This window comes from Comamonas guangdongensis (assembly GCF_041079535.1).
GTDB lineage: Bacteria > Pseudomonadota > Gammaproteobacteria > Burkholderiales > Burkholderiaceae_C > Comamonas > Comamonas guangdongensis.
This window is the reverse complement of record NZ_JBFYGN010000004.1, coordinates 44,331-56,558: the sequence shown is the minus strand read 5'-3', so window position 1 is coordinate 56,558 and position 12,228 is coordinate 44,331. Positions and strand designations below refer to the sequence as shown.

The 12,228-nt window shown below is 64.6% G+C and carries 12 protein-coding genes; all 12 read left to right on the top strand.

All coding sequences use genetic code 11. The annotated features are described in order from the left end of the window. Positions 1 to 80: 80 nt before the first annotated feature. The 12 genes from flgB (at position 81) to AB6724_RS04490 (ending at position 12,115) form a co-directional block, all read left to right on the top strand. Complete coding sequence (gene flgB, locus AB6724_RS04545) at positions 81 to 494, top strand: flagellar basal body rod protein FlgB (RefSeq protein ID WP_369337327.1); 414 nt, start codon at positions 81 to 83, stop codon at positions 492 to 494. A gap of 15 nt (positions 495 to 509) precedes the next feature. Continuing rightward, entirely contained in the window at positions 510 to 914 is a 405-nt protein-coding gene (gene flgC / locus AB6724_RS04540; RefSeq protein ID WP_369337326.1) for a flagellar basal body rod protein FlgC, read from the top strand. 16 nt (positions 915 to 930) lie between these two features. Further along, the gene (locus AB6724_RS04535) at positions 931 to 1,593 is read left to right on the top strand and encodes a flagellar hook assembly protein FlgD (protein WP_369337325.1); all 663 of its coding nucleotides are present in this window, start codon (positions 931 to 933) and stop codon (positions 1,591 to 1,593) included. A gap of 14 nt (positions 1,594 to 1,607) precedes the next feature. After that, entirely contained in the window at positions 1,608 to 2,876 is a 1,269-nt protein-coding gene (gene flgE, locus AB6724_RS04530) for a flagellar hook protein FlgE (RefSeq protein WP_369337324.1), read from the top strand. A gap of 35 nt (positions 2,877 to 2,911) precedes the next feature. After that, a complete protein-coding gene (locus tag AB6724_RS04525; protein WP_369337323.1) occupies positions 2,912 to 3,652 on the top strand; it encodes a flagellar basal body rod protein FlgF in 741 nt (246 codons plus the stop codon). Between the two features lie 135 nt (positions 3,653 to 3,787). After that, positions 3,788 to 4,570: a flagellar basal-body rod protein FlgG gene (gene flgG, locus AB6724_RS04520; RefSeq protein WP_369337322.1), complete on the top strand. Its 783-nt coding sequence runs from the start codon at positions 3,788 to 3,790 to the stop codon at positions 4,568 to 4,570. Positions 4,571 to 4,739: 169 nt separating this feature from the next. Next, positions 4,740 to 5,453: a flagellar basal body L-ring protein FlgH gene (locus tag AB6724_RS04515; protein ID WP_369337321.1), complete on the top strand. Its 714-nt coding sequence runs from the start codon at positions 4,740 to 4,742 to the stop codon at positions 5,451 to 5,453. A 20-nt stretch (positions 5,454 to 5,473) separates the two neighbouring features. Further along, positions 5,474 to 6,622 carry a flagellar basal body P-ring protein FlgI gene (locus AB6724_RS04510; protein ID WP_369337320.1) on the top strand — a complete coding sequence of 383 codons (1,149 nt, stop codon included), beginning with the start codon at positions 5,474 to 5,476 and terminating at the stop codon, positions 6,620 to 6,622. After that, the gene (gene flgJ / locus AB6724_RS04505; RefSeq protein WP_369337319.1) at positions 6,619 to 7,608 is read left to right on the top strand and encodes a flagellar assembly peptidoglycan hydrolase FlgJ; all 990 of its coding nucleotides are present in this window, start codon (positions 6,619 to 6,621) and stop codon (positions 7,606 to 7,608) included. Before AB6724_RS04510 ends, flgJ begins: the two co-directional genes overlap by 4 nt. Beyond that, entirely contained in the window at positions 7,605 to 9,551 is a 1,947-nt protein-coding gene (flgK, locus tag AB6724_RS04500) for a flagellar hook-associated protein FlgK (protein WP_369337318.1), read from the top strand. The genes flgJ and flgK overlap by 4 nt, the downstream gene beginning before the upstream one ends. A 23-nt stretch (positions 9,552 to 9,574) precedes the next feature. Continuing rightward, positions 9,575 to 10,789, top strand: a complete 1,215-nt coding sequence (flgL, locus tag AB6724_RS04495) for a flagellar hook-associated protein FlgL (RefSeq protein ID WP_369337317.1) — start codon at positions 9,575 to 9,577, stop codon at positions 10,787 to 10,789. Between the two features lie 54 nt (positions 10,790 to 10,843). Continuing rightward, positions 10,844 to 12,115 (top strand): HDOD domain-containing protein, encoded by a 1,272-nt coding sequence (locus tag AB6724_RS04490; protein ID WP_369337316.1) that lies wholly within the window; start codon positions 10,844 to 10,846, stop codon positions 12,113 to 12,115. The last annotated feature ends 113 nt before the right edge of the window (positions 12,116 to 12,228 follow it).

Below are 12,228 nucleotides of genomic sequence, written 5' to 3'. Positions count from 1 at the left end.
CCGGCGTTGCGATTTTCATAATCCTCGCATGCCGCAGTCTGTGGGCTCCGGCATGAAACCACTTCCAAAGCGAGGCCGCAATGCTGAACAAGATGACTGAACGACTGGACTTCCAAAGCGAGGCGCTGCTGCTGCGCGCCGAGCGCCAGCGCACCATTGCCAGCAATATCGCCAATGCCGACACCCCCGGCTATGTGGCGCGCGACTTCAATTTCCGCGAAGCCCTGCTGGCCGCAACCAGCGGCCCCAAGCCCATGACGCTGGCCAGCACCACGGCGCCTGCCCATATCCCGCTGCAGCCGCAGATGACCGACGAGGCGCTCAAGGCCAAGCTCGGGTATTCGCTCAACTCGCAGCCCAGCCTCGACAACAACACCGTGGACCTGGACCGCGAGCGTGCCAACTTCGTGGACAACGCCGTGCGCTACGAGGCCACGCTGCGCTTCATCAACGGGCAGGCCAAGACCATGCTCAGCGCCATCCAGGGTCAGTAAGCCAAGGAATTCCAGATGTCCATGTTCTCCATCTTCAATATCTCGGGCAGCGCGGTCAGCGCCCAGTCCCAGCGCCTGAACGTCGTGGCCTCCAACCTGGCCAACGTCGATGCCGTGGCCGGCCCCGACGGCAATGCCTACAAGGCGCGCCAGGTCGTGTTCCAGACCGTGCCCATGGGCGATGACGGCAGTTCCGGTGTGAAGGTGAACGCCATCAGCGAGGACAACACGCCCGGCCGGCGCATTCACGACCCCAGCCATCCGCTGGCCGACGCCGAGGGCTATGTGACCCATTCCAACGTGAGCGCCGTGGACGAGATGGTCAACATGATCTCGGCCTCGCGTTCGTACCAGAACAACGTGGAAGTCATGAACACGGCCAAGTCGCTGCTGCTCAAGACTTTGCAGATGGGCCAGTAAGCCCGGGAGCCTCAACATGATCTATGGCACAGGCGGCGTGGACAGCACCACGACCAACACCACCAGCAACAGCAAGAACTCGGTCACCGACCCCAACGAGGCGCAGGACCGCTTTCTCAAGCTGCTGGTGGCGCAGCTGAACAACCAGGACCCCATGAACCCCATGGACAACGCGCAGATGACCTCGCAGATGGCGCAGATCAACACCGTGACCGGGATTCAGCAGCTGAACCAGACCATGACCTCCATGTCCAGCCAGTTCACCGCCATGCAGGTGCTGCAGGGTACGTCCATGATTGGCCGCACCGTGCTGACCGAGGGCAATACCCTGGGTGTGGCCGTCGACGGCACGCACACGGCGGCCTTCGACCTGGCCAATCCGGCCGCCAGCGTCAAGGTGCAGATCACCACGGCCTCGGGCGAGCTGGTGGACACCATAGACCTGGGTTCGGGCTCCGCAGGGCGCAACTACTTCACCTGGGACGGCAAGGACAAATATACGGGCGACAAATCGCAGCTGCGTTACTCGGTGACCGCGACCAACGGCGCAACGGCCGTGGCCTCCACCACGCTGTCGCCGCATGCGGTCATCGCCACCAGCGCCGCCAATGGTTCGCTGGCACTGGAGCTGGACAACGGCGACAGCGTGGCTTATTCCGGCGTCAAGGCCGTTTACTGATTGAGGAGAACAGCATGAGTTTTCAACAAGGTCTGTCCGGCCTGAACGCCGCCAGCAAGAACCTGGACGTCATCGGCCACAACATCGCCAACTCCAACACCACGGGCTTCAAGTCCTCGCGTGCCGACTTCGCGGAAATGGTGGCCAGTGCCATCGGCTCGTCCAGCGGCCAGAGCAGCGGTATCGGCGTGAGCGTGGCCTCCGTGTCCCAGCAGTTCAAGCAGGGATCGATCACGACCACGGGCAACAACCTGGACATCGCCATCAACGGCAACGGCTTCTTCGTCGTCAAGCAAAGCGATGGCAGCGTGGCCTATACGCGTGCGGGCAACTTCGGCCTGGACAAGGCCGGCAACCTCAAGACCGTGAGCGGCGACAATGTCATGGGCTATCTGGTGGATCCCGCGACGGGCAAGATCCAGTCGGGCTCGGCCCCCGTGCCGCTGAGCTTTCCCACCGGCCAGCCCATCCCCGCCAAGCAGACCTCGACCGTGAATCTGGAACTGAATCTGGATGCGCGCGCCACGGCTGCCGCGGGCGACGCCACGGCCACCCCGCCGATTGCTGCCACGCCGCGCGCCACCTACGGCACCTCGCTCAATGTGTACGACACCCAGGGTACGGCCATCCCGGTGAATCTGTATTTCGAGAAAGATGCCACGGGCAATACCTGGAACATCTTCAATTCCCTGGATCCGGCCGCCACCCCCATAGGCAAGGCGGTGTTCGATGCCAGCGGCAAGCTCACCAGCGTGACGCCCAATGCGCCGACCACGGGCTCGGGCACCACGCTGAACCTGAGCATCAGCGGCGGCACGGCCAACCCCAACAACCTGCCGGCCTTCCCCGTGGCCTTCGACTTCGGCGGCCTGACCCAGTTCGGCACCAAGTTCGCGGTCAGCAGCCTCAAGCAGGACGGCTATACCTCGGGTGCGCTGACCGGCATCAATGTGGGCAAGGACGGCTCCATCATCGCCTCCTACTCCAACGGCGTCACGCGCACCGAAGGCCAGCTGGCTCTGGCCGCCTTCACCAACACCCAGGGCCTGGCGGCCGTGGGCGACAACAAATGGGTGGCCACGGCGGAATCCGGCCCGGCGCTCAACGGCGCGGCGCTGACCGGCACTTTTGGCGCGCTGCAATCGGGTGCGCTGGAAGAGTCCAACGTGGACCTGACGGCCGAGCTGGTCAACATGATGACGGCCCAGCGCTCGTATCAGGCCAATGCCCAGACCATCAAGACGCAGGACCAGGTGTTCTCGACGCTGGTGAACCTGCGCTAAGACCGAACTGACCGAGCAGAGCAAGGAGATCAGGCATGGACCGCATCATTTACACCTCCATGACGGGCGCCAATGCGGCGGCGCAGCGTCAGGCCGTGCTGGCGCACAACCTGGCCAATGCGGGCACCAATGGCTTCCGTGCCGAGATGTCCACCTTCCGCTCGGTGCCGCTGCAGGGAAGCGGCTCCGGCACGCGCGTGTTTGCGCTGGAAGCCACCTCCGGCTATGTGGACACGCCCGGCCCCGCCCAGCGCACGGGCCGCGCGCTGGACGCCATGGCCATGGGCCGTGCCTGGTTTGCGATTCAGGGCCTGGACGGGCAGGAGGCCTATACGCGCAACGGCGTGTTCGAGATTTCGCCCGAGGGGCAGCTGGTCAACAGCAACGGGCAGGCCGTGCTCTCCGATGGTGGCGCGCCCATAGACATTCCACCCGAGTCGACGATCTCCCTGGGCTCGGACGGCACGCTGACCGCCAAGACGGGCAACCAGCTGCCCGTGGCGGTGGCGCGCGTCAAGCTGGCGACTCCGCCCGAGGGCGAGGCCTTGGTGCGTGGCGACGACGGCCTGTTTCGCTCGGCCCAGGGTGACGCCCTGCCCAATGACGAGAACGCGCGCCTGCTGTCGGGCTCCATCGAAGGCTCGAACGTGAACTCGGTCGAAACCATGGTCGGCATGATTGCCGCCGCGCGCCAGTTCGAGCAGCAGATGAAGCTGATGCAGACCGCCGAAACCAATGACAAGTCGGCCAGCCAGTTGCTGAGCATCAATGGATGACCCCCTGAGTCGCTGCGCGCCTTCCCCCAAGGGGGACGACGCCCTCGCCGCGAGGCGGCTCTTGCTCGGCGTCTCCGGCTTGGCAAGCGCCCAGCTACAAGGCCGCCACCCATGGCCCACTGAAAGGAAAGAATCATGATCAATTCGCTGTTCATCGCCAAGACCGGCATGGAAGCCCAGCAGACCCAGCTGGACGTCATTTCGCACAATCTGGCCAACGTCTCGACCACGGGCTTCAAGCGCGCCAACGCTGTGTTCGAGGATCTGATCTACCAGAATCTGCGCCAGTCCGGCTCCCAGACCACCGAGCAGAACCAGCTGCCCACGGGTCTGCATCTGGGCCTGGGCGTGCGCACCGTGGCCACCTCGCGCAACTTCCTGCAGGGCAGCCTGCAGCAGTCGAACAATGCGCTGGACGTGGCCATCAACGGCAACGGCTTCTTCGAGGTCAACATGCCCGACGGCACCATCGCCTATACGCGTGACGGCTCCTTCGAGGTCAACGCCCAGGGCCAGCTGGTGACATCGAGCGGCTTGCCCGTGGCCAACGGCATCACCATCCCCAACGGCGCGACCAAGGTGTCGATCAGTGCCGACGGCGTGGTCAGTGCCACCATGCCCGGCCAGGCGGCGCCACAGCAGGTCGGCAATATCGCGATGAGCCAGTTCATCAATCCGGCCGGCCTGGAGCCGCGCGGCCAGAACCTCTATGTCGAAACCGCTTCGTCGGGTCAGCCCCAGCAGGGCACGCCCGGCACCAACGGCCTGGGCACCATCCAGCAGGGCTATCTCGAAGCCTCGAACGTGAACGTGGTCCAGGAGCTGGTGACCATGATCCAGACTCAGCGCGCCTACGAAATGAATTCCAAGGCCATCCAGACCTCGGACCAGATGCTGGCCAAGCTGGCGCAGCTTTGATGTTTACTATGAATTAAGGAGCTTATTGCGCTGACCAGTATTGAGATTTCATAGATAAATCATTGAATTCAATATGGGAAAAGCGCTGAAAGCTCTTTTTTAGATAGCGTGCGTTGTGCACGCCAAATGCATGAGAGGCCAAGAGCCTGAGTGCCAAGGACTTGCCGCCATGTTCAAAGCCCCTATTTTCCATAGCTCAACCGCAAGTGCCATCGCTGCAGCTTTGTTGGTGTCCGGTTGCGCACTTTCACCCAATGCGCCGCCGCCGGTGGATATGCCTGTGGCCACCACACCGCCTGTGCTGCAGCCGCGCGAGCAGACGGCGCAGACCCCCACGGGCAGCCTGTTCAATGCCAGCCGCTACCGCCCGATCTTCGAGGACCAGCGTGCGCGCATGGTCGGCGACACGGTGACGGTACAGATCGTGGAGGCCGTCTCGGCCAGCCAGAGCTCGGACTCCAAGGTGGGGCGCAGCAACAGCCTGAGCACCGGCGTCACCAATGTGCCGCTGTTCCGCGGTGGTGCAGCAAATACGATTTCGGATGCGCTGACCATGGGTGCCAAGAGCAATAACGACTTCAAGGGCTCGGGCGCGACCACCAGCAGCAACACCTTCACGGGCTCCATCGCCACCACGGTGATCGATGTGCTGCCCAACGGCCATCTGGTCATCACCGGCGAGAAGCAGATCGGCGTGAACCACAACGTGGATGTGCTGCGTTTCACGGGCACCGTGGACCCGCGTTCGCTGCGCCCCGGCAGCACCGTCGCCTCGACCCAGGTGGCCAATCTGCGCGTGGAATCGCGCGGCCGCGGCCAGGCCGGCGAAGCCCAGTCAATTGGCTGGTTGTCACGGTTCTTTTTGAACGTTATGCCGTTCTGATTCTCTTGAGAATGGATGGTATGAAAGTACTGTCCACGCTCCTGTCACTGCGCCCCGCACGCACCGCCCTGATGGTGGCCGCAGTCCTTGGCGCCAGCGGGCTCAGCCTGCCCGCACAGGCCACACGCATCAAGGAAGTTGCTGCCATTCAGGGCGTGCGCAGCAACCAGTTGACGGGCTACGGTCTGGTGGTCGGCCTCGACGGCACCGGCGACCAGACCACGCAGATGCCCTATACCAAGCAGGCGCTGGCCAACTATCTGGAGCAGATGGGCATTGCACTGCCCGCCACGGGCAACGCGGCCCAGCTGCAGCTCAAGAATGTGGCGGCCGTCATCGTCACAGCCGAGCTGCCGGCCTTTGCCCAGCCCGGCCAGGCGATAGACATCAACGTGTCCTCCATGGGCAATGCCAAATCGCTCAAGGGCGGCACGCTGGTGGCCACGCCGCTGCGCGGCGCCGACGGCGAGATCTACGCGCTGGCCCAGGGCAATGTGGTGGTGGGCGGCGCCGGCGCCTCGGCCGGCGGCTCCAAGGTCCAGGTCAACCACCTGAGCGCGGGCCGCGTGCCCCAGGGCGCGCAGGTGGAGCGCGCCGTGCCCACTCCGATCAACGAAGGCAACAGCATCACGCTGGGCCTGAACAACACCGATTTCCAGACCGCCGACCGGGTGGTGCGTGCCATCAACCAGCGCCTGGGCGCCGGCACGGCCACGGCCATGGACGGGCGCACGGTGCGCGTGAACGCTCCCGTCGATCCGGGCTCGCGCGTGCGCATGATCGCCGAGATCCAGGAGATGCCCATCGAGACCTCCAAGCCCTCGGCCAAGGTGGTCATTAATGCGCGCACCGGCTCCATCGTGCTCAATCAGGCCGTGACCCTGGGCCCATGCGCGATCGCCCACGGCAATCTGTCCATCACCATCAGCACCACGCCGGTCATCAGCCAGCCCGGCCCCTTCTCCCAGGGCCAGACCGTGGTGGCCCAGAAGTCCGACATCCAGGTCAAGCAGGAGCCGGGCAAGGTCATCAACATGCCCAACTCGCCGCAGCTGACGGATGTGGTGCGGGCCCTGAATTCCCTGGGTGCCACGCCGCAGGATCTGCTGGCCATCCTGCAGGCCATCAAGGCCGCAGGCGCCATGGATGCGGAGCTGGAGGTCATATGAGCATGTCGCTTTCCAATTCCTCGTCGATGGCGGCCAACAATGCGCTGGCCGTCGATGCGCGAGCGCTCAATGCGCTGAAGACCGCGGCGGGCGAGAACAATCCGCAGGCCGCGCGCGAGACCGCCAAGCAACTCGAGTCGCTGTTCATGCGCGAGATGATCAAGAGCATGCGCGAGGCGACCATGAAGTCCGGTCTGCTGGACAGCGCGCAGGGCAATCTCAGCACCGATATGCTGGATCAGCAGCTGTCGGTGGCCATGGCCGGGCGGCCCGGCGGCCTGACCGACGCGATCACCAAGCAGCTGGCGCGCACCATGGGCGCCGAAGCCGCCGACGAGGCTGAAATTGCCGTGCCTTCCACGCTGAGCCTGAGTCGCAATGCCTGGCGCAACGTGGGTGGAGGCGGCGGCCGTACCCAGGCCGCGCAGTCCATCAACGCCTATGCGCCCGCACCCAAGGGCCGCGACAACTTCGTCACTGCCCACAGCGGCGCGGCGCAGCGTGTGGCCAGCGAAAGCGGCATTCCCGCCCACTACATGCTGGGCCAGGCCGGGCATGAGACGGGCTGGGGCAAGAGCGAGATCCGCAGCAAGGACGGCAGCAACTCCTTCAACCTGTTCGGCATCAAGGCCGGAGCCGGCTGGGCGGGCAAGGTGGCCGAGGTCACCACCACCGAATACATCAACGGCGAATCGCGCAAGGTGACGGCCAAGTTCCGCGCCTATGACTCCTACGAAGAGTCTTTCCGCGACTATGCGCGTCTGATCAGCTCCAGCCCTCGCTACGAGAAGGCCATGGGGCAGACCGGATCGGCGCTGGCCTATGCCAGCGAGCTGCAAAAGGCCGGCTATGCCACCGACCCCGCCTATGCGCAAAAACTCAGCCGCGCCATCCAGAGCGTGGTGCAGGTTGCCGGCGCCAATGGCGGCGTCACCCAGAGCGCACGCGCTGCCCAGATCAACAAGATCAACGAGAACCAATCATGAGTCTTTTGAATGTGGGCGCGCGCGCCCTGATGGCCAACCAGATCGCCCTGCAGACCACGGGCCACAATATTGCCAACGTCAACACGGCCGGCTATTCGCGCCAGAGCGTGGCTTTCCAGACCTCGGCAGGGCAGAACCTGGGCAACGGCTATATCGGCAACGGCGTGGACGTGGCCAATATCGTGCGCAACTTCAGCGATCTGCTCAACCGCCAGGCTGCAGCGGCCACGGCCGTGAGCAGCGCGGACTCCGTGCGTTCGCAGTCGCTCAACCAGATGCAGGAAGTGTTCACCGGCGGTAGCAACGGCCTGGGCTCCGCCATCAACGACATGATGAATGCGTTTGCCGATGTGAGCAGCGCTCCCACGGACTCCTCGGCGCGGCAGGTGGTTCTGACGCGCATGAGCGAGCTGGCGGCGCGCTTTCGCTCCGCCTCGGCCAGGCTGGACGAGCTGGATTACAGCACCCGCCAGCAGATGAGCAGCGATGTGAACGTGGTCAACAGCCTGGCCCAGCAGGTGGCGGCGTTGAACGGCCAGATCAGCCGGGCCGTGGCCACGGGCCAGGAGCCCAATGATCTGCTGGACCAGCGCGATCAGCTGGTGCGCGACATCAACAAATATGTGCAGACCTCGCAGGTCGATGCCGGCGACGGCTCCATCACTCTGTTTGTGGGCGGCAGCCAGCCCCTGGTGCTGGGCCAGAGCTCGGCCAAGCTCAGCGTGCAGGAGAGCACACTCTACCCCGGCAGCGGCCAGATGAGCCTGTACTTCCAGCAGGGCGGCGGCCAATCCGTGGAGCTGACGGCCGGTATGGTGGGGGGGGGCGAAGTGGCGGGCCTGCTGCAGTTCCAGAACCAGGATCTGGCCGAGGGCCGCAATCTGCTGGGACGCATGGCCATCGCCATCGGCGACACGCTCAATGCCCAGAACCAGCAGGGACTGACGCTGTCCGGCCAGAAGGGCGGCGCGCTGTTCAATATTCCGCTGACCACCACCGGCTCGACCACGGGCAGCCAGTGGGCGCAGCCCACGACGCCGACGGCAACGGTCACCGACTCCAGCGCGCTGAAGGCCAGCGACTATCAGGTGGTCTTCGGCACCGATGCTCCCAAGGGCAAGGTGGTGCGTCTGTCCGATGGCAGGACCACCGCGTTCAACGATCTGGCCGACCTCAAGAGCATGAACATCGATGGCCTGCAGTTCGACCTCAAAAACGAAGGTCAGCCGGGGCAGTCCGTGCTGTTTAAGCCCATGGCTTCGGCGGCCCATGACATCCAGACCATGGTGCACTCCGGCAACGATCTGGCGGTGGCCAATCCGGTGGCGGCCAAGATCCAGTCGCTGGGCGAAGCCACGCTGCGCCTGGCCAATCTGCAGGCCAGCAAGGGTTTCGATGCATCGGCCTTCCCCGCTGGCACCACCTTGTCGTTCTCGGCCAATGCGGCTGGCGGTGTGGACTACACCATCAGCCCGTCTCCCGCCGGCGTGCCTGCCACCGGAACCTATATCTCGGGTCAGCCTATCGAGCTGGCGCCGGGGCTGAAGGTCACCCTCAGCGGAACGCCGACGATCAACGGCGCGCAAAGCGATAGCGTGAGCTTCGGCCCCAACAGCTTCTACGGCTCGGACACCGGCAATGCCAGCTCTTTCCTGGCCTTGCGCGACGCGGTTCTGTTCGATGGCTCCACCACCTTGAGCGACGGTTTTTCCACGGCCATGGCGCAGATCGGCACCCGCACGCAAAGCGCCCAGTACGCGGCCAAGCTGTCCGATTCTATTGCCAAGAATCTGGAGTCCGACCGTACGACCGTCTCGGGCGTCAACCTGGACGAGGAAGCCGCCAAGCTGTTGCAATACCAGCAGTCCTATCAGGCATCGGCCAAGATGCTGCAGGTGGCGCAAGGCATTTTTGACAGCGTGATTCAGGCCGTTGGCCGTTAACCCAAGACAGCCGGAGAGCAGCTATGAGCATCAACCGCATTGGTACGGCCAATATGTATGACAGCACCATCAACAATCTGGGCTCGCGTCAGAGCAGCCTGGTGGACTTGATGAACAAGACCACGGCCGGCAAGCGCGTGCTGCGCGCCAGCGACGATCCCGTGGCCGCGGCCCAGGCCGAGCGTGCGCGCACCCGCATTTCCCGCTCCGAAAACGACCAGCGTGCGCTGGGCGCGCAGCGCGACGTGATTGCGCAGGGAGAGTCCGAGCTGGGCAAGGCCTATGGCGCGCTGCAGGACTTCCGGGACCTGGTGCTGAAGGCTAACAACGGCTCCTACGACCAGGCAGCGCGCGACTCACTGGTGCAGGAGATGAGCAGCCTGCGTGACCAGCTGGTGGGCTATGCGAATGCCAAGGACTCCAATGGATTGCCCATCTTCCGGGGGCTGGGCAGCACTTCCACGCCGCTGCAAAGCACTCCGCCGGGCGTCACCAGCCAGCTCAATGCCGGGCAGAGCACGGGCGGCGACAACGGGCTGCCGATAGCGCTTGACGGTCATGCGGCCTGGCTCAACGTGCCCACGGGCAACGGCGTCTTCGAGGTCAACAGCGCGGCCGGCAACTCCGGCAAGGCCTGGGCCGATGTGGGCTCCGTGGTCGATCCCAGCCAGGTGACGGGCGACAGCTATACCCTGGTGTTCAGCAAGGACCCGGTCAGCGGCGCCGTCAGCTATGTGATCAATTCCAGCTCTGCCACGGCCAGCAATCCGATAGTGCCCGCCACGGCCTACAAGAGCGGACAGTCCATCGCCGTCGGCGGACAGCAGATCACCATCCAGGGCGATCCTGCGGGCGGCGACAGCTTCACCATGAGTCCCAGCACCCGCACGGATATCTTCAGCGTGCTGGACCGTGCCATCGCCACGGTCAAGAGCGGCACCTCGGGCAGCACCGGTCTGCAGCAGGGGCTGGACCGCGCGCTGAGCGAGCTGGACTCCGGCATGAACCGCGTGCAGGCCGTGCGCAGCTATGCGGGCGATCAGCTCAACCGCGCGGATCGTCTGGACTCGGACATGAAGGATCAGGCGCTGACGCAGGAAGGAGCGCGTTCCCGGGCGGAAGATATCGATATGATTACCGCGCTGTCTGACGTGGAAAACCAGAAGGTGGGTCTGCAGGCCGCTCTGCAGTCCTATGCCCAGATCCAGAAGCTTTCTCTGTTCAACTACATCAGCTGATCGAGGCGGGCCCGCCCGCCTTGATGTTTTTCCCATCATCAGTCCACGCGTTTCATGGCCCAGTCTGTTCTCAGCTCTTTGACCCTTGGCTACCGGCCGCTGTGGAGCCGTGCGCGGCGCCTGGCCGGTGTGCAGCTGTATGTGCATGAAGATCCGGGGGCGGCGGCCGATATGGCGCATCTGCTGCGCAGTCTGGATGAGCTCTGGAGCCGCCAGGCTCCGCCGCTGCTGCTCTCGCCCCAGTCCCGCCAGGTGCTGTGCAATCTGCTTGAGCACGCGCCCCAGGGCAGCCCCTGGATAGAGGTGCGCGGCGACTGGCTGCAGCAGGACGAGGGCATTTATCAACTCACACAAAAGGCCAAGGCACGCGGCCTGATGCTGGTCTGGGGCGGTTCGCTGGCCGATGTGCCCGAGGCCGGTGCCGCGAGCTATTTCGCCAGCAGTCTGCTGAGCCTGCCGCCGGAAGGCGCTGGGGGCATTGCCAACGCCGTGCGCACGGGGACGCCGACGCTGCAGGCCGCCGATAAGCCGGAGGCCGCCAGCTTTTTCCCGGCCCAGCCCCTGAATCTGCTCAACGGCCAGATGTATGACGGCCTGAAAAGCCTGGAGCTGGCGCGCGCCTGCCTGGATGCGCACGAGGCCGGCGCGATTGCGGGCTGGCCCGTGGCGGACACCGTTCAGGCCTTCAGGCTGCAGCAGCCCCAGCCCTCGCGGGATGCGGTGTTCAGGCTGATGAAGGCCATAGACAAGGAACAGTCGCTGGATGTGATGGAAGAGATTCTGGGCTCGGACCCGGTCCTGGCCTATCGCTTTCTGCTCTATACCAACTCGGCGGCCCTGGGTCTGCGCCGCGGCGTGGATTCGCTGCGCCGCGGGCTGGTCATGCTGGGTCTGGGCACGCTGCAGCGCTGGCTGGCCGATCAGCTGCCCCATGCCTGCACCGAGCAGGACCTGGTGCCGCTGCGCACGCAGATCGTGCTGCGGGCCAGGCTGGCCGAGCGCCTGATCGAGGCCGGGGTGAGTCTGGAGCTGCAGCGCGAGATGTATCTGTGCAGCGTGTTCTCGCAGCTGGATCTGCTGCTGAACGAGCCCGTGGCCAACATCCTGCGTCGCACCCCGCTGAACGAACGCATTTTTGACGGTGTCGTGGGACGTACCGGTCCCTATGCGGCCGTGCTGCAGATGAGCCAGGCGCTGGAGAGCAGCGATGCCGCGCCCATCCGCCATCTGCGCGAGCAGGAAGACTGGTCGGCCGAAGACCTCAACCGCCTGCTGCTGCGCATGCTCAGCGAGCTCAAGCTGGGCATGCCGCCCAGCCTGTCCTGATTCCAGACCCGGAATTTCCGGGAAATCGGGCTCAAGGCCTTATGGAATCAGCGTGCCAAGCTATTGAATTTGCGAGCCGTGCGGCGATCTAGTCGCGCATAAACAGGGCTTGG